The organism is Sutterella parvirubra YIT 11816 (assembly GCF_000250875.1).
Classification (GTDB): domain Bacteria; phylum Pseudomonadota; class Gammaproteobacteria; order Burkholderiales; family Burkholderiaceae_F; genus Sutterella; species Sutterella parvirubra.
In genome coordinates this window covers 3,480-20,981 of record NZ_JH604937.1, presented here as the reverse complement: position 1 = coordinate 20,981, position 17,502 = coordinate 3,480, and the positions used below count along the sequence as shown (strand labels likewise).

General features: G+C 63.4%; 11 protein-coding genes and 1 pseudogene. 7 read left to right on the top strand and 5 right to left on the bottom strand.

Annotated features, from left to right (window positions below; translation table 11 throughout):
- Positions 1-863: 863 nt before the first annotated feature.
- Together ompR and HMPREF9440_RS03995 are read left to right on the top strand one after the other, a co-directional pair.
- Complete coding sequence (gene ompR, locus HMPREF9440_RS04000) at positions 864-1,583, top strand: osmolarity response regulator transcription factor OmpR (protein WP_008541746.1); 720 nt, start codon at positions 864-866, stop codon at positions 1,581-1,583.
- A 171-nt stretch (positions 1,584-1,754) separates the two neighbouring features.
- On the top strand, positions 1,755-3,215 hold the full coding sequence (locus HMPREF9440_RS03995) for an ATP-binding protein (RefSeq protein ID WP_008541744.1): 1,461 nt from the start codon (positions 1,755-1,757) through the stop codon (positions 3,213-3,215).
- Positions 3,216-3,451: 236 nt separating this feature from the next.
- Here the strand turns inward: HMPREF9440_RS03995 and HMPREF9440_RS03990 are convergent, their stop codons facing one another.
- The 3 genes from HMPREF9440_RS03990 to ispD all read right to left on the bottom strand — a co-directional run bounded on the left by HMPREF9440_RS03990 (position 3,452) and on the right by ispD (position 7,930).
- A complete protein-coding gene (locus tag HMPREF9440_RS03990; protein ID WP_008541743.1) occupies positions 3,452-4,066 on the bottom strand; it encodes a DMSO/selenate family reductase complex B subunit in 615 nt (204 codons plus the stop codon).
- Positions 4,067-4,085: 19 nt separating this feature from the next.
- A complete protein-coding gene (locus HMPREF9440_RS03985) occupies positions 4,086-6,485 on the bottom strand; it encodes a DMSO/selenate family reductase complex A subunit (protein WP_245523567.1) in 2,400 nt (799 codons plus the stop codon).
- A gap of 263 nt (positions 6,486-6,748) precedes the next feature.
- Positions 6,749-7,930: a 2-C-methyl-D-erythritol 4-phosphate cytidylyltransferase gene (gene ispD, locus HMPREF9440_RS03980; protein ID WP_245523566.1), complete on the bottom strand. Its 1,182-nt coding sequence runs from the start codon at positions 7,928-7,930 to the stop codon at positions 6,749-6,751.
- 251 nt (positions 7,931-8,181) lie between these two features.
- Between ispD and HMPREF9440_RS03975 the strand changes: the two genes are divergently transcribed.
- The 3 genes from HMPREF9440_RS03975 (at position 8,182) to HMPREF9440_RS03965 (ending at position 12,047) form a co-directional block, all read left to right on the top strand.
- Positions 8,182-8,676, top strand: coding sequence for a TIGR00645 family protein (locus tag HMPREF9440_RS03975; protein ID WP_008541738.1), 495 nt, complete (start codon positions 8,182-8,184; stop codon positions 8,674-8,676).
- Positions 8,677-9,104: 428 nt separating this feature from the next.
- Positions 9,105-10,373 carry an OmpP1/FadL family transporter gene (locus HMPREF9440_RS03970; protein WP_008541736.1) on the top strand — a complete coding sequence of 423 codons (1,269 nt, stop codon included), beginning with the start codon at positions 9,105-9,107 and terminating at the stop codon, positions 10,371-10,373.
- A 342-nt stretch (positions 10,374-10,715) separates the two neighbouring features.
- A complete protein-coding gene (locus HMPREF9440_RS03965; protein WP_008541734.1) occupies positions 10,716-12,047 on the top strand; it encodes an OmpP1/FadL family transporter in 1,332 nt (443 codons plus the stop codon).
- A 123-nt stretch (positions 12,048-12,170) separates the two neighbouring features.
- On the opposite strand, the gene HMPREF9440_RS03960 is transcribed toward HMPREF9440_RS03965, so the two are convergent.
- A complete protein-coding gene (locus HMPREF9440_RS03960) occupies positions 12,171-12,623 on the bottom strand; it encodes a hypothetical protein (protein ID WP_008541733.1) in 453 nt (150 codons plus the stop codon).
- 364 nt (positions 12,624-12,987) lie between these two features.
- Here HMPREF9440_RS03960 and HMPREF9440_RS03955 point away from each other — a divergent pair, with 364 nt between their 5' ends.
- Complete coding sequence (locus HMPREF9440_RS03955) at positions 12,988-14,472, top strand: ATP-binding protein (RefSeq protein ID WP_008541730.1); 1,485 nt, start codon at positions 12,988-12,990, stop codon at positions 14,470-14,472.
- Between the two features lie 257 nt (positions 14,473-14,729).
- Here HMPREF9440_RS03955 and brnQ read toward each other — a convergent pair whose 3' ends face one another.
- Positions 14,730-16,100 (bottom strand): branched-chain amino acid transport system II carrier protein, encoded by a 1,371-nt coding sequence (gene brnQ, locus HMPREF9440_RS03950; protein WP_008541729.1) that lies wholly within the window; start codon positions 16,098-16,100, stop codon positions 14,730-14,732.
- 184 nt (positions 16,101-16,284) lie between these two features.
- On the opposite strand from brnQ, the pseudogene HMPREF9440_RS11870 reads away from it, so the two are divergent.
- Positions 16,285-17,502 (top strand): annotated as a pseudogene (locus tag HMPREF9440_RS11870) (transcription-repair coupling factor); the annotation flags it as partial.

Sequence of the window (17,502 nt, the reverse complement as noted above, 5' to 3'; positions counted from 1 at the left end):
CCTTTCGCCGCGAAACGCACAGCTTTCGGCAGGCCCGTCCGCCGTCGGCTTCTCCCGGGGTTTCGCGCCGTCCTTTTTACAGATTCTTCACATACCCCGGGCGGCGTGAGGGTGCCGCGCCACAGCCGCAGAAGAAACATGTGCCGTGAAAAACATCCGGCAACGGGTTGGCGGCCCCGGAGGCGGTTGAAGTGTTGTTTCGGGATCGGTGCGGGGGTCGGGGCCTGCCCGGGACGCCCGGCTCTCCCTGAACGTCGCTCAGGCGTCCCCCTTCCGGACCCGGATGGGGAATGCTGATGGCGGAAGTGGGGAGATCTTGTTGGCGGAAGTGGGGAATTCTTATTGACGGAACCGGTGACTTCTTGTTGGCGGAGGTGGGGAATTCTTATTGACGTTTTTCAGCGGCGACCTCACCGACCCTCATCCCGGTCACCGGTTCGGCCCCGCACCGCGGCCTCCGCAGCCTTCTTCGGCCGCCTTCGTCCCATCCACCGCCCTCATTCCCACCCCGAACAAGCGTCAAACGGAGACGCTTGTTTCAGCATTCAAACGCCCAAAAACACCCTCATTCAAGAGATTTGTTCCTGAAAATCAACCACCTGAAAAGGGGCCCCTACCATTTTTCGATGTTACAACTCACCCTCACCACTTTGTAACACCCTGTTCCCAAGGCGTGACGTGGCACACGAATGTATCTCACAATAGGCGTCAACGAATCCACACGGGGTTCACCAGCCGGAGAACGCACCCCGACACGCTTCCCCAAGAAGCCAGGTCGGCCTCCGGACGGATCGCCGGGCCTTCACCACGTTTCGCCCGGTCTCCCGAAAGCGCCCCGTCATTCCTTGTAAGGAGTTCAGCACATGGAACGCAATCCCAAGATTCTCGTCGTCGACGACGACCCCCGCCTGCGCGACCTTCTCCGCCGCTATCTCGGCGAGAACGGCTTCCAGGTTCAGGTGGCGGACGGTGCCGCGTCCATGAACCGCCTGTGGCTGCGCGAACCCTTCGACGCGCTCATTCTCGACCTGATGATGCCGGGCGAAGACGGCCTCGCGATCCTGAAGCGCCTGCGCGCCCAGAAGGACATGACGCCGGTCATCATGCTCACGGCCCGCGGCGAAGAAATCGACCGCATCGTGGGGTTGGAACTCGGTGCCGACGACTACATCGCGAAGCCCTTCAACCCGCGCGAACTTTTGGCCCGCATCCACGCGGTGCTGCGCCGTCGTCCCGCGCCGGACGCCCCGGGCGCGCCCTCGCGCGAAAACGAAATCGTCACGTTCGGCGACTTCGAACTCGACCTCGGCACGCGCGTCCTGAAGAAGAACGGCGAGCCCGTGCCGCTCACCACCGGCGAATTCGCGGTTCTGAAGGCCTTTGCGCGCCACCCGCGCCAGCCGCTCTCCCGCGACAAGCTGATGGAAATGGCCCGCGGCCGCGAATACGAAGCCTTCGACCGCTCGCTCGACGTCCAGGTCTCGCGCCTTCGCAAGCTGATCGAGCAGGATTCCTCGAAGCCGCGCTACCTCCAGACCGTTTGGGGTCTCGGCTACGTCTTCATTCCGGACGGCCACAACTAAGAAGTCACCGTTCATTGCCCACCCGCGCCCGAACCCCAAGACCGGGCGCGTCCGTGGGACAATCCCTTGAGGAAGGACGCTCCCGGCGCCGTCTGCGCGCATCTGCGGCGCGTCCTTTTTCGTTCGGGCCCGCCCGTTCCGACCAACCCCAAACCTGAGGGAACGCCTTCCGTGTCCTGGATCGCCAAACTCAAAACCCGTCGCCCGAGCCTCTTCTGGCGCACGTTCCTGATGCTCTGCGGCCTGATCTTCTTCTCGGTGATCGGGTGGCTGCAGAGCTTCCGCGTGCTCTCGGAACTCCCCTATTCGCAGGGCGTCGCGCAGCACATCGTCTCGACGGTCAACATCACGAAGTACGCGCTCGTCACGGCGGACCCGCTCTACCGCACGGACTTCCTCCAGGCGCTCGCGGCCCGCGAAGGCGTCCTCATCTCGCCGCGCGACGACACCGACCGCGTGGTCCGGATCGCGAGCGACGGCTCGACCGGGTTGATCGAGCAGTTGGTGAGGGCCCAGCTCGGGCAAGACACCGTGCTCGCCACCAAGGTGAACGGCAACGAAGGTCTTTGGGTGACGTTCGACATCGACGGCGACCAGTACTGGCTCCAGACGAAGGACGACGCCCTCGATCCCCCGTACGGGACCGCGTGGCTCTGGTGGGCGATTGCGGCCGGCGCCGCGTCGCTTTTCGGCGCGACGCTTTTGACCCGCCACGTGATCGACCCGCTCGCGCGCCTCTCCCAATTCGCGACGCAGTTGGGCCAAGGCCGCCAGCCCGATCCGCTCCCTGAAAACGCCTCGACCGCGGAAATCCAGGCGGTCAACGTCTCCTTCAACCGCATGGTGAAGGACCTCCAGAACATTGAAGCCGACCGCGAGCTTTTGCTCGCCGGGGTCTCGCACGACCTGCGCACGCCGATCACGCGCCTGCGTTTGGAGATCGAGCTCTCGAGCCTTTCGGACGACTCCCGCACCGCCATGGTGAGCGACCTGGAGCAGATGGAAAACATCGTCAACCAGTTCCTCGCCTACTCGCGGCGCTCGAGTGAAGCGCAGGTGATGGTGAACCTCTCCGAAGCGCTCGACGCGGCGCTTCACAACGCCCGCATCGAGAGCGACAGCTCGGTGGACCTGCGGAAGATGACGGGCAAGGAAAAGATCGGCCCGGACGGGAGCTTCCCCGAACTTTGGGTGATGGCGCACCCGCTCGAACTCTCCCGCGCGATTCAGAACCTGATCACGAACGCCATGCGCTACGGCCGAAGCGACGACGGCATCCTGCATCTCTCGATCGGGTTGGAGAAGAGCGAGGACCAGCGCGACGCCGTCCTCACGGTTGAAGACCGCGGTCAGGGGCTCCCGCCCGAAGAGCGCGAACGCGTGATGCGTCCGTTTGAACGCGGCGAGAGCGCCCGCACCGGCGTATCCGGTTCCGGCCTCGGCCTCTCCATCGTCGACCGCATCGTGCGCCGCTCCGGCGGCTCCGTCGAACTCCTCTCGGCCGTCCCCCGCGGGCTTTTGGTCAAGGTGAAGTTCCCGGTGCTCGCCCCTTCGGCCTTGAAGAAGGCGCTCAAAGAAACCGACAAGGCCGCGGACAAGATCGCGAAGGACGAGCCGGAAGCGGAGGCGTAAGCCAACCGGCCTCCCCGGCCCGCTCAGGCCTTCCGGCCGCTTGAACCCCAATCGCACGTCGCCCCGGCGGAAACCGCCGGGGCGAAGCTTTTTCGATCATGCCGATCATGGACTCGGTGCGGGAAGATCCGCCCCCACGGGGGAACGGTTCCCCTTGCGGAAACCCCCGGGCGGCTCGCGTCGCCCGGGGGTTTCCGCAGGCTGATCGAATCAGCGGACCGGGATCACGCCCCGGATCAGTGCACGTACGTGGTCCCGGAGGTGTCCCCCACGGGCTTCGCGCGCTTCGGTGCCTTGATGACGAGTGAGGGCTTCGTCACTTCAGCGGCGGGCAGAGGCGCGATCGCGGCGAGGTCGCCGTGGCGCTTCCGGAGTTCCTCGATGTCGCCGAACTCGATCGCGCGCTGCGTGCAGCTTTCGACGCAGATGGGACCGAGGCCGCGCTCCAGGCGGTCCAGACACCCGTCGCACTTCGTCATCTTCCGGAGGTCCGGATTCAGCTGCGGCGCGCCGTACGGGCACGCCTTCGCGCACATCCCGCAACCGATGCACTTCGCCGCATCGATGACGACGAGGCCGTCTTCCTTCCTCTTGTAGTGGGCCTTCGTGGGGCAGACCTTCACGCAGGCAGGGTCCGCGCAGTGGTTGCACCCGATCGAGAGGTAGTAGGCGAAGACGTCCTGGTGCCAGGCGCCCGTCGAGCGGTCCTGACGCCAGCCGCCGCCCGCGTACTCCAGCACGTGGCGGAAGTTGATGCCGACGGGCGAATCATGCGCGTCCTTGCAGGCGACCGTGCAGGTCTTGCACCCCGTGCACTTCGAGGCGTCGATGAAAAAGCCGAGTTGCTTCATGGTTCATTCCTCCTCGAAATCAGGCGCGGGGCGCCTTGGCGACGTCGACCAAAATCGTGTGCTGGGCGTTCCCCTTGGCGAGCGGGCTCGGGCGCAGCGACGTGAGCGTGTTGATGTTGCCGCCCACGTCGACGCTCTTCCCGTCCTTTTCGACCGGCGTGTACCACGCCCCCTGCGGGATGGAACACACGCCCGGCATGATGCGCGGCGTCACCTTCGCGATCAGCTGCACGCGGCCGCGGTCGTTGAAGACCTGCACGACGTCGTCGTTGGCGATGCCGCGGGACTTGGCGTCGATCGGGTTGATGAGCACGTGGTCGGGGAAATGCTCTCGCAGCCACGGGAGGTTGTGGAAGGTCGAGTGGATGCGCCCGTGACCGTGGTAGCCGTAGCACTGCAAGGGGTACTTCCGCTGCAGGTCGTCCCCCGGCATTTCCCAGGTCGGCACGAACTTCGGAAGGGCCGAGATGACGTCCCCCTTCGGGAGCACCCAGGTCTTCGCGATGTCGGCGAGGCGCTCCGAATAGATCTCGATCTTGCCGGAGGGGGTCTTCAAGGGGTTCTTCACGGGGTCTTCGCGGAATTCAGATAGCGCCACCATGTTCTTGCGAACCCCGTAGACCTGTTGGGGACCCTGCGCCCAGAAGGTCTTGAAGTCGGGGAGCGTCGGATACTTCTTCCGCGTCTCCTCGTAGCACCACTCGATCCAGCCCAGCTGGTCGCGGCCTTCGGTGAAGGCTTCTTCGAGGCCCAACTCCTTGGCGATCCCGCGGCAGATGTCCCAGGTCGGACGCTGCTCCCAGGCGGGTTCGACCGCCTTCTTCATGGGCAGCAACGACGCGACGTCGCCGTTCGAACCGCCCGCGCTCGCGAGGTCGTCCGTTTCGGGCCCGAGCGTGTCGGGAAGGAGAATGTCGGCGTAGCGGGCCGACGGGGTCATCATGTTGTCGCAGACCACGATGAACTCGCACTTCGACGTGTCGCGCAGGATCTTGTCCGTCGCGTTCGAGTCGGCGTGCTGGTTGATCATCGTGTTCCCGCCCGAATTCACGATCATCTTGATCGGGGTCGTGAGCTTTTCGACGCCTTTGAGGCCGTCGTGAATGGCGTCCATCTCGGCGCCGCGCGTGATCGCGTCGGTCCAGAGGAAGCAGGGGATCGTCGCCTTCACGGGGTTCTTGCCCGAAGGCAGGTACTGCACCGGGAAGGACGTGTTCCCTTCATGCTGACCGGTGGACGTACCCGGAAGGCCGACGTTCCCGGTCAGGATCGGGAGCATCGCGATCGCGCGCGAGGTCTGCTCGCCGTTCGCCTGGCGCTGCGGGCCCCAGCCCTGCGCGAAGAAGACGGGCTTCGTCGTCCCGATCTCGCGCGCAAGTTCCACGATCGTCTCGACCGGAATCCCGGTGATGCGGGACGCGCGCTCGGGGGTCTTCGGTTCGCCGTCGGCGTCCCCCAGGATGTACGACTTGTAGTCGCTCTTCGGGGGCGCGGATTTGGGGAGCGTCTTTTCGTCGTAGCCGACGCAGTACTTCTCGAGGAACGCTTCGTCGGTCCAGCCGTTGCGGATCAATTCGTACGCAATGCCTTCGACCAACGCCGCGTCGGTGCCGGGACGGATCGGGATCCACTGATCGACCTTGCCCACCACCGTGTCGGTGTGGATCGGGTCGATGACGATGGTCTTCGGTTCACCTTTGTCCAAGGCGCAGCGGAGCTGATAGGACTTCCCGCCGCCCGAGCCGCGGGTGACGGAGGGGTTGTTGCCGAACGCGACGTAGAGCTTGGCGTTCCCGATCTCGCTCGTGTCGGACGCGGGGCTTCCGCCGTAGGTCATCGGGAAGGCGGCGGAAATCTGGGCGGTCGAATAGGACCCGTAGTACTTGAGGTAGCCGCCCATGAGGTTCATGAGGCGCCACCAGGCGACGCGACCGTTCACCATGGACTGCTGCCCCGAGCAGTACTGCCAGTAGAGGGCTTCGTTCCCGTAGGTTTCGACCGTGTACTTGAGCTTTTGGGCGACGGTCTTCAACGCTTCGTCCCAGCTGATGCGCTCGAACTTCCCTTCGCCGCGTTCGCCCACGCGCTTCATCGGGTACTTGAGGCGGTCGCCCGAATAGAGGCGCTGACGCATGGAGCGGCCCTTCAAGCACGCGCGCAGCTGCCGCGGCGAGCAGCCGTCCTTGATCGTGTTGTCGGTTTCGATGCGGATGACGCGCCCGTTCTTGGTGTAGGCGCGAAGCGGACAGCGGTGCCCGCAGTTGATCACGCATGCGGTCCAGGAAAAGACCATGTCGTCCGCGGCCTTTTCGATGGCGGCCATCAAGGGCGTGGGCAGGAAGCCCGCGGCCGCGGCCATCGCGGACATGCACAAAAAGCCCCGACGCGTGGTCGGAGCCGAGAGAAAGTTACCGTTCACTTGGGGTCTCCTAAACGGCGTAATTTAAAAGAAGGAGATCTCGGACAAAGACATCCTCCCAAAGAATTATCCTCCCCACCCCTAAGTTCAACACCCCAAGCACTTGGGGTTTTCACACCGACTTTCCCTGAGTTTCAGGGTTTTCGACGATATGATCCGGCCCATATCGGTGACCGATTCGTAGAAGAACGCGGGAGAGCGCCGCCGCGCTTCCCGCGTTTTCCGATGAGGCGTTCAGATCGACGCCGCTCCGGTCACAAGCGTCACATGCGGCACATCAGCACCACCGCGTGGGCCATCATCCCGGCTTCGCGGCCGACGTCGTCCATCTTCTCGTTCGTCTTGGCTTTGAGGTTCACGACCTCAGGCGAGACGCCCAAAAGCCGCGCGACGTTCCCGCGCATCTTCTCGGCGTGCGGGGCGATCTTCGGGCGCTCGCAGACGAGCGTCGCGTCGGCGTTGACGACCGACCAGCCCTTCTCTTTGGCGAGCCGCACGACGGCTTCGAGGAGCTTCCCGCTGTCCGCACCCTTCCACTTCGGGTCCGAAGGCGGAAAGTGACGCCCGATGTCGCCCAGGGCCGCCGCGCCCAGCACGGCGTCGGTGACGGCGTGCAGGAGCACGTCGGCGTCGGAGTGCCCGTCCAGCCCCTTTTCAAACGGAATCTCGATCCCGCCCAGAATGAGGGGGCGGCCCTCCACCAAGCGGTGCGAATCGTAGCCCTGGCCCACGCGGATCGGCATCACGGCGGCATCTCCCAAAATCAGACCGGCGATGCGCTCATCGCCCGGATGGGTCACCTTCAGATTGGTGGGGCGACCCGACACCACCTTGACCGCGAGCCCTAGGTGCTCAACGGCGCTCGCTTCGTCCGTCAGCTCGGCGCCCGCCGCCTGCGCGGCGGAGAGGGCTTCGGACAAGACGCCCGCGCGGAAGAGCTGCGGCGTCGCCGCGCGCCAGAGGTCCTTACGCGGCACCGTCTCGAGGATCCGGCGGCGCTCGTCCGTGCGCTTCACCGTATCCGTCATCGGAAGCGCCAGGATCCCGCCCGCGACGGCGTCGTCGCCCAGCACCTCGTCGATCAGGTGGTCGACCTCCGCGGCCCGCAGGCACGGCCTCGCCGCGTCATGAACGAGCACCCAGGCGTCCGCAGGCCAGCCCGCCGCGGCGATCCCGTTTTGGACGGTCTCGGCGCGGGTGGCGCCCCCCACCTTGAGGACGCGGGCCTTCGCGGGGAAGTGCGCCGCAGCTTCGTCAACGTAGGCGTCCTCCGCGCTCACGACGACCACGACGTCGTCGACGCGCTCGACCGAAGCGATCGCGTGCACGGTGTGCTCCAGCATCGTCCGGCTCCCGAGCCTCAGATACTGCTTCGGCCGGTCGAGCCCCATGCGGGCCCCGACCCCGGCCGCGCAGACGAGCGCGGTCATGCGTACGGAAGTCATGGCGGGCGTCTCCATTTGGTGTGTGAGGTTTTGAAGAAGTGACATCGGATGCGGGACCGGTACCGACATGGCGCTCCGTCGTGCGGCGCGGTCCCCGTTCAGAGTGGGAGTTTAGCGGCCGCGGCGGCACTTCTGTATCCGTTCGCATCCATCGGCTAAGAAATCGCCCCGGTACCCGGGTCAGTACGGCGTCTTCCCGTAGAATGGCGGACCTTTTTCAACCTCCAACACCACGGACCAACCCAAAAAACATGGAACAGCTCGTCGAACGAACGCTCTACGCTTCGCGCTGGCTCTTGGCGCCGATCTACATCGGGCTCTCGCTCGCCCTTCTCGCCCTCGCGATCAAATTCTTCCAGGAAGTCTTCCACGTGCTCCCGCACGTCTTGGACCTCTCCGAATCCGACCTCATCCTGGGGCTTCTCTCCATGATCGACATGGGCCTCGTCGGGGGCCTCATCGTCATGGTGATGCTCTCGGGCTATGAGAACTTCGTCTCCGCCCTCTCGCTCTCCCACGACACCGAGAAGCTCGACTGGTTGGGGAAGATGGACGCCGGCTCCCTGAAGAACAAGGTCGCCGCCTCCATCGTCGCGATCTCGTCGATTCACCTTCTTCGCGTCTTTATGGACGTGAAGGCGACGCCGAACGACAAGCTGATGTGGTACGTCCTCATCCATCTGACCTTCGTCTTCTCCGCGCTCGTCATGGCCTGGATCGACCGCATGCACCGCGACGCGCACTGAGCGAGGCCCGACGCACGCTTCCAAGACGCCCCGCAGGCACGCCGCCTTCGGGGCGTTTTTGTACCGGCTCAACGCTCCGGAGGGGGTCCGGGAGCGTCGCAAAGCCCTCAAAACCCTCTAAAAGCCCCTCTTCCGAATTTTTTCGGACTACCCAACCGGCCTCATCCCGCATACCCCCGGTTCATCCGTTCGGCGTGACCTTCCACATCTTCTCCCCCGTTTTTCGGGGAATCTGCGCAAATCAAGGATCCGCCGCCATCTCATCCGAGTTTGGTATGGGGAATTTTTACTAGGGTTTACCCCGAATTTCACCCACGTTTGACGGCCTTCCGGCGTCGGAAAATCCGCTCCGACTTTTTCCTGCGGGCTGACCTCCCACGTTTTTCAGGCCCCCAGTGACTCTTTCCCAATACCGGAGACCTTTCACCGTGAAGAACATCAAACTTGCCGCCGCCATCGCGGCCGCGCTCTCCGCCGTCGCCGGCACCGCCCACGCCGCGGGCTTCCAGCTCACCGAACAGTCCGCGCTCGCGCTCGGGCGCGCCTACGCCGGCGTCGGCGTCGACGGCACCGACATTTCGGGCGTCTACTACAACCCGGCCACGATGACGCTCCACAAGGGCACGAAGGTGCAGGCGGGCGGCGTCGGCGTGGGTCTGAACCTCGAATTCTCGGACGACCACGACGAAAGCCACGACCAGAACGGCCGCGGTGCCGAACAGTTCATTCCGCACGGCTTCTTCACGCACCAGATCAACGACTCCACCTGGTTCGGCCTCGGCATCACGGTTCCGTTCGGCATGGGCACGGAATACGGCGACCACTGGGCCCACAACACCACGGGCGTGTCGGCCAACATCATCACGGTCGACTTCAACCCGAACATCGCCTGGAAGGTGAACGAAAAGTTCTCGATCGGCGCGGGCGTGTCGCTGCAGTACGCGCAGGCCGACCTCAAGAAGCAGAGCACCATCATCGGTCTTTCCGCCATGTCCGAAATCGACGCGGACAGCACCGCCTGGGGTTGGAACGTCGGCCTGATGTGGTCTCCGCTTGAAAACCTCCGCTTCGGCCTTTCCTACCGCTCGAACGTCGTGCATGACGCGGAAGGCACCCTGACGCTCGAAGGCATTACGTCGCATGATCTCGGTAATGGCGTGAATGCCGACATGTTCAATGGCACCCATGACGGCTTCGCCACTGTGGAAGCTCCGGCCTGGGCGATGGCGACGGCCGCTTGGGACGTCAATGACCTGCTGAGCCTCTACGCGACCTTCCGTTGGGCCAACTGGTCTAGCTTTGATCAACTTGACATTGAAGGCACGGTCGACCTGCCTATTGGGATTAGCCAAAACGTCAGTTCCACCATTAAAAACAACTGGAAGGACACCTACCTCTTCTCCGTGGGCGGTGACCTGCGCCTCACGAACTTCTGGACGCTCCGCGGCGGCATCGGCTACGAAACCTCGCCGATCAAGGATCCGAAGACCCGTACGTCCATTATTCCTGACGCCAACCGCTGGTGGTTCGCCGTCGGTTCGTCCTTCAAGTGGTCCGAACAGTTCTCGACGGACGTGTCGTTCGCCCACCTGCACGGCGTCGGCGAACGCAACCTTTGGGAAGACGGTAAAAAGGTCGGCCGCTTCCGCCGCCTCGACGCCTACCTCCTCGGCGTTCAGATGCAGTACCAGTTCTAACCTTGGTTCGCTGCGGTGGCGACGACCCTTCGTCGGCACCCTCATCACGCCAAACCCACACCAAGGATGAGGCCTCACGGCCTCATCCTTTTTCATGGTCTGAAGAACCATTCGCCGCTCAGCATTCACCATAGAAGACGTATACAAGCTTTTACCTAAGACACGAATGATGAGCGTACATGCGTGATCATCCGTTCGGCCGACGCTCGCTTGAGACTTGACCCTTAAGCGTTACTCCCTATACTTCGCGGCTTTGAACACCTCTGGTGTCGGGCGATCCGGAAATTCCTCTTCCGTCGAGCGCCATCCACAAGACTCTCCAACCTACCGGACAAAGAAACCGTGAAGAACGTCAAACTCGCCGCCGCCATCGCGGCCGCGCTCTCCGCCGTCGCCGGCACCGCCCACGCCGCGGGCTTCCAGCTCACCGAACAGTCCGCGCTCGCGCTCGGGCGCGCCTACGCCGGCGTCGGCGTCGACGGCACCGACATTTCGGGCGTCTACTACAACCCGGCCACGATGGTCCTCCACAAGGGCACGAAGGTTCAGGGGGGCGGCGTTCTGGTCGGCCTCAACCTCGACTACGCCGACAAGAAGCCCGGCAACGACCAGAACGGTCGTGGTTCCGAGCAGTTCGTTCCGCACGGCTTCATGACGCACCAGATCAACGACACGACCTGGGTCGGTCTGGGCATCACGGTTCCCTTCGGCATGGCGACCGAATACTCCAAGAACTGGGCCCGCAAGGATCACGGCACGGACGCTGAGATCATGGTGATCGACTTCAACCCGAACGTCGCCTGGAAGCTCACGGACCGCTTCTCGATCGGCGCGGGCGTGTCGCTCCAGTACGCGGACGCGACGCTCGGCATCGGCGCCGACGTGCCCACCCTGGGTGACAGCATCCGCGGCGAACTCGAGGTCGACACCTGGGCCTGGGGTTGGAACATCGGCGCGATGTGGATGCCCTTGGACAACCTCCGCTTCGGCGTCTCCTACCGCTCCGAAGTCCGCCACACCGCCGAAGGCGACCTCAAGGTTTCGGGCGCCGGCGTGACGTCGGGGCAGACCGCTCTTCAGGCGATGAACGGCAAGTACGACGGCTCCGTCGAAATGTCCGCGCCGGCCTGGGCGATGGCGACCGCCGCCTGGGACGTGAACGACATGTTGAGCCTCTACGCCACCTTCCGCTGGACCGACTGGTCGAGCTTCAAGCAGCTCAACATTGAGTCCTCCGGCCTTGACGCTCAGCTCGGCGTCATCGGCAACGGCCTGATTCAGGCTGGTCAGACCAACATGGCCCAGGTCCTCAAAAAGGTCGCCTACGGCATGTCTCACATCACGAACGACTGGCGCGACACCTACATGGGTTCGCTCGGCGCCGACCTCCGCGTGAACGACTTCTGGACCCTTCGCGGCGGCGTCGCCTACGAAACGAGCCCGATCGCCCGTGCCGGAACCCGTACGGCGATCATTCCGGACGCCAACCGTTGGTGGTTCGCCGTGGGTTCGTCCTTCAAGTGGTCGAAGCAGTTCCAGACGGACGTCGCCTTCGCGCACCTCCACGGCGTGGGCGAACGCAACCTCTACGCGAAGGACACGGGTGAAAAGATCGGCCGCTTCCGCCGTCTCGACGCCTACCTGATCGGCGTTCAGGCCCAGTACGCGTTCTAATCCGCGTCAACAAGCCTGAAAGATCAAAAAAGCCGGGGCCCGCAAGGGCTTCCGGCTTTTTTACGTTCCGACGCTGCGACGCGCCAACCGCTGGAATGGTTCAGGCGTCCGTTCCGCAAGGCTTCACGCCTGCGCGACGACTTCCAGAGGATCCTCGTCCTCGACGAACCCCACCAAGAGGTCCCCGAGACTCTTCCCGTCGGGAAGCGCCCGGCGCTGCGCCACCCTGCTCTCCTCGCAGTCGGACATCCCGGCGTGGCGGCAGAGCGTGGCGGTGTAGAGCGCCATCCCCATCTCCATCGTCGGGGCGACGCCCAGGCGGTCGAGCAGATCCTTCGCGAGCGTCTCGTCCTCCTCCCATACGGAAAGCGGGGCCGGCCCCATCGTCGAGGTCAGCACGGCGGGGATGTGGTCGGGCCGGGCGAAGCACTCGCCCGGCGTCGGGGCCGTACGGCTCATGTAGTCTTGGGCGATCTGCCTCGCGAGACTCGTCTCAACGCTCTCCGCAACGTGCAGAACGCGCGCGATCTCCATGATCCGTGTGGCGTAGCGGTGGCATCGATAGTCTCTCAGCATGGCGCACGTCGGAAACGGATGATCTTCCGCCAATCCTACGCCGCACGTGCCGCCCTCGGCGGGCTTCTCGGACGAATTCCCCTATTTTTGGTAGGGACAGAAAAATGCGACGCTTCCGCGCCGCCCGGGTTCGATGATTTTCTCCGGCGCACCGCATCGGAAGCGATGAGGTGTGAAGGCGCATTTCGTCCGTAGATCTCGAGAGGTGTTCGAGGCCGAAAACGTTACGATTTGCGGGATGCGCACTCAGCCGGACCACCCCGCGCTTGCCCGCAAGATGTGGAGCACGAAATGTATAATACGATATACTATAAACTATTATACTTTCCATCCTTGGCAGAGACCTTTCGACAGGACGACCTCCATGCAGTTTTTCGGCCGTAAATTTGAACTTGAGGGACTCGAGGACATCTACGAGAAACCGGGCTTCCAACTCATCGTTGTCTATGGGCGCCGACGAGTCGGCAAAAGCACGCTCATACAGGAATTCATCAAAGATAAGCGCTCCATCTACTTCATGAGTGCTGAAGGCGGAGTGAAGACCAATCTCAAAGTCCTCTCCGGCGCCATATTCACCGGGCTTGGTGAGACCGAAGGCCCTGCCTTCCAGAACTATGAAGATGCGCTGATCTACGTCTTCAAAAAGAGCCTCAATGAGCGGCTCGTGTTCGTCCTGGATGAGTTTCCGTATGCGGCGCGTGGGGACGAAACTCTCCTCTCCGTGCTTCAGCGTCAAATCGACCTGAACAAACACGGCTCGAACCTCATGCTGATTCTCTGCGGCTCTTCCATCTCCTACATGACGGACAAGGTGCTCGCCTACCGCTCACCACTCTACGGTCGCCGCACGGGACAGCTGCGCATCGAACCCTTCGACTTTTTCGAGTCGCTTGAGATGCTGAAGGGGTTCGATCCCTTCGACGCCGCCGTCATTTACGGCACCACGGGAGGAACGCCCCTCTATCTCGAGCAATTTCAACCCTCGAAAAGCCTGCGCGTCAACCTTTACCGCGAATGGTTCCGTCCCCTCGGCTTCTTCTTTGATGAGCCGATGACGTTCCTGCGTCAGGAAGTCCGTTCCGTCAAAACGTACTATGACCTCCTGGTCAATCTCGCGAATGGAGGCGTCCGCCTTTCGGAACTCGCCAATGCTTTGGACACGCAGCCCGGAGCCATCATGCCGCATATCGACACGCTGATCACGTTGGGCATCATCCGCAAGGAAACCGCTCACGGCGAAAAATCGAACAGCAAAAAGACGCAGTATCGCATTGCCGACAACATGTTCCGATTCTGGTTCACCTTCATAAACCAAGGCTCCTCCCAAATCATGCTGAAAAACGGCAGGACCATTCTGAAGGCGGCGGAAGCACAACTTCCCACTTACATGGGCCCCGTTTTCGAAGACATCTGCCGGGACTACCTCCAACGTCTTCAAAGGGCCGGCCGTTGCCCCGTCGCTTTCACGGACCTGGATCGTTGGTGGGGAAAGATCTCCCTGCCGAAGGAAAAACCGACGAACCCCATCGAGGCCTCTGATGACAAAACTCCCCGGAGCACGGAGGCCGAGATTGACATCATCGGCGCCGAAGACAAGAACACGGCGCTCTTTGCCGAGTGCAAGTGGAAGAATGAGCTCGTCCCCGTCTCCGTCCTTGAGAAGCTTGATGAATTGAGCCGCTCGCAATTCCGCTACGAGAACCGGCATCTCTTCATTTTTTCAAAGTCCGGCTTCACCGACGCTTGTCGTCAAAAGGCGAAAGAGATGGGGAACGTTCATCTCGTGACGTTCTTGGAGATGATCGAAGCCGTGAACGAAATGGGGGACGACGATGAGGAACTTTGGTGAGTTTGAGTCGAATCACTCAACCTAAAATGTATAATTTATTATAGTATTTTTAATTATACTTTTTAGGCACACCGTCAAAAAATGGGCACCGCCCACGCCGGACGATGCCCTTTTTCTTGTTCCGTTTCCGCAGCAACGGTCTTTGCAGACCTCTGGACAGAAATGAAGATGAAGCCGGACAGGCTTCACCCTCTATGATGAAAGACAGCAGTAACCTTGCTTCTTTCATGAAAAATCCGGCAGAGCCTTGCGCCGCCTTACGCGGCCTCCTCCGTCGTGCGCATCACCGGCGCGCGCTTCTTCGTCAGCATCGCGAGCGCAAACGCCGCCGCGGCCGGGATGATCCATTCGAGCCCGACGTCCGCCAAGGGGAGCGACCGCTGCGCCGAGGCGAGCGCTTCAGGAAGGAGCCCGCAGGAAGCGAGGGCCGACGCGACCGAGACGACGCCCGTCACCGCCACCGTCACCGGGTAGACCGCCGGACGGTGACGCACGGCGTCGAACCCGAGCGTGAGGAGCGACAACACGATCAGCACGATCGCCGCCGGGTAGATCGCGACCAGAACCGGAATCGAGAACTTCAGGATCGTCGTCAGCCCGGCGTTCGCGACCACCGCGCTGATGAGGGCGAAGATCACCACCCAGCCGCGGTAGCCCGGGCCCGGGATGATCGTGCGGAAGTAGTCGGAGCAGCACGAAAGCAGGCCCACGCAGGTGTTCAAGCACGCGATGAAGAAGATCAGGCCCATCAGCACCGGACCCGCGGGCCCGAAGACCGCCCCGGCGGCGTGGGTCAAGGTCTGCGCGCCGTTTTCCATCCCGGCGAAGGCCCCGCCCGCTTCCGCGCCGATGTGCGCCAAGGCGCCATAGATCACGCAGAAGACGAGGGCCGCGATGGCGCCCGCCTTCACGGTTTCCGAAATCACCGCCTTCTCGCTCGTGACGCCCATCGCGCGGATGTTCATCGCGATGATGATGCCGAAATTCAACGCGGCGATCGTGTCCATCGTCTGGTAGCCCTCGATGAAGCCGCGCGCGAAGGCGCCGGTCGCGTAGGCCGACTGCGCCTCACCGTAGAGACCGAGGGGCGAGAGGAGCACGCCGATGAAGAGCGCGCCGATCAAGGTGATCAGCGCGGGCGAGAGGAATTTGCCGAGACGCTGCGTGAGCTTTTCAGGGGTCATCGCGACCCAGGCGGCGAGCGCGAAGAAGAGCACCGCGTAGAGCGCCTGCGCGGCGTCCAACATCCCGAAGCCGGCGATCTTGGCGTCCAAAAGACCGTTCGCGTCCAACACGGGGCGCAGCACCATCTCAAAGGACGTCCCCGCCGTGCGCGGGATCGCCAGCGCCGGGCCGATCGAGACGTAGATCAGCAGCGTGAAGACGAACGCAAAGACCGGATGCACGCGGCCCGCGAGGGTTTTGAGGCCCCCCGACTCCGCCACGGCCATCACGCCCAAAATCGGAAAACCCACGGCCGTGACGACGAACCCGGCCATCGCCCACCAGGTGGCCTCACCCGCCTGCGCGCCGAGAAAGGGCGGGAAGATCAGATTCCCCGCGCCGAAGAACATCGAAAAAAGCGTGAGCCCCACGAGGAGCCGGTTCTTGAAGGGGAGGCCGGTCATGTCAGGGTTTTATCCTAAGGTGAAAAGAAGTCCATTCTGCCACGTCCCCGAAGGCGACGGTTCAATGTGTCCATCCTCCGAAGGTCGGGGGCGAAAACTGCGGCCTTTCCGCAACGATTCCGGCGGGGGCGCAAAGCGTTCCTCTCTGCGTGGCACAATGGCGCATCCATTCAGGAATTCCGTCATGCCCCAAGACCTCCGCACGCTCCGCATCTTCGAAGACGATCTGCTCCGCTATCCGCCGGGCACCAAGCGCCGCGCGCAGCTCTCCCGCGCCGCGGGGGACGCGTTGGCGTTGGCGAACTTCGTGCGGGGCGCGAAGACGGAGAAGCGCCGCGTCCTCGTCGTCTGCGCGGATGCGGCGGACGCCGTGAGGTTGACGCACGAGGTGCGGTGGCTGGTGGGGTCTGAAGCCGACGTGCGGCTTCTCCCCGACTGGGAGACGCTCCCCTACGACATGCTCTCGCCCCAGGAAGACTTGGTCTCGGAGCGCCTCGAGACCCTCTGGCGGCTCACGCACCCCAAAGCGGGCTGCGACATGCTGGTCACTTCGGCCGTCACCGCCGCGCAGCGGCTCGCCCCCGTCTCCTGGGTGGGCGCGAACACGTTCCTTTTGAAGACCGGGGACGAGATCTCGATCGACAAACTGAAGTCGAACCTCGCCGCCGCGGGCTACGCCCACGTGCGCGAGGTTCTGGCCGCGGGTGAGTTCGCGGTGCGGGGCGGGATCGTCGACGTCTTCCCGATGGGGTCCGAGCGCCCCTTCCGTCTCGACTTCATGGACGACGAGATCGACACGATCCGCTGGTTCGACGTCGAGACGCAGCGCTCGTCCGAGAAGGTGAACGAAATCCGGCTTCTCCCCGGGCACGAATTCCCGAGCAACGCGGACGCGCTGGCCGCCTTCCGGCTCCGTTGGCGCACGACCTTCCCCGGCGACCCGAAGAAGTCCTCCGTCTACGACGATGCGGGGAAAGGCATCCTCGCGCCGGGGATCGAGTACTACCTGCCGCTCTTCTTCGACGAGACGGCGGTGCTCGCCGACTATCTGGACGACTCCACCTGCGTGGTGCTCTTTGGGAACATCACCGACGTCCTTCAGGGGTTCGAGAAGGACACCGAATCCCGCGCGAAGCTCCGCTACGCGGACCTCTCGCGCCCGGCGCTCCCGCCCAAGGCGATCTGGCAGCCCGCGGACGACTTCTTCGTGAGCCTTCAGAAGTTCCCGCGCTTCACGGTGGAACGCACGGACGACGGCGAAGGCGCGGCGCTCCTCACCGGGCCCCTCATTGAACGCAAACTCGAAAACCCCGTGACGCGGCTCGCGGAGCGCGTTGAGCTCGCCCGCGCGAAGGGCCTGCGCACGCTCGTTGCGGCGTCATCCCCCGGCCGCCGCGAGACG

Excerpts from the sequence above, each read along its gene's own strand:
- ompR (WP_008541746.1), top strand. The coding sequence starts at position 864 with ATGGAACGCAATCCCAAGATTCTCGTCGTCGACGACGACCCCCGCCTG.
- HMPREF9440_RS03990 (WP_008541743.1), bottom strand. The coding sequence starts at position 4,066 with ATGAAGCAACTCGGCTTTTTCATCGACGCCTCGAAGTGCACGGGGTGC.
- ispD (WP_245523566.1), bottom strand. The coding sequence starts at position 7,930 with ATGACTTCCGTACGCATGACCGCGCTCGTCTGCGCGGCCGGGGTCGGG.
- HMPREF9440_RS03975 (WP_008541738.1), top strand. The coding sequence starts at position 8,182 with ATGGAACAGCTCGTCGAACGAACGCTCTACGCTTCGCGCTGGCTCTTG.
- HMPREF9440_RS03960 (WP_008541733.1), bottom strand. The coding sequence starts at position 12,623 with ATGCTGAGAGACTATCGATGCCACCGCTACGCCACACGGATCATGGAG.
- HMPREF9440_RS03955 (WP_008541730.1), top strand. The coding sequence starts at position 12,988 with ATGCAGTTTTTCGGCCGTAAATTTGAACTTGAGGGACTCGAGGACATC.
- brnQ (WP_008541729.1), bottom strand. The coding sequence starts at position 16,100 with ATGACCGGCCTCCCCTTCAAGAACCGGCTCCTCGTGGGGCTCACGCTT.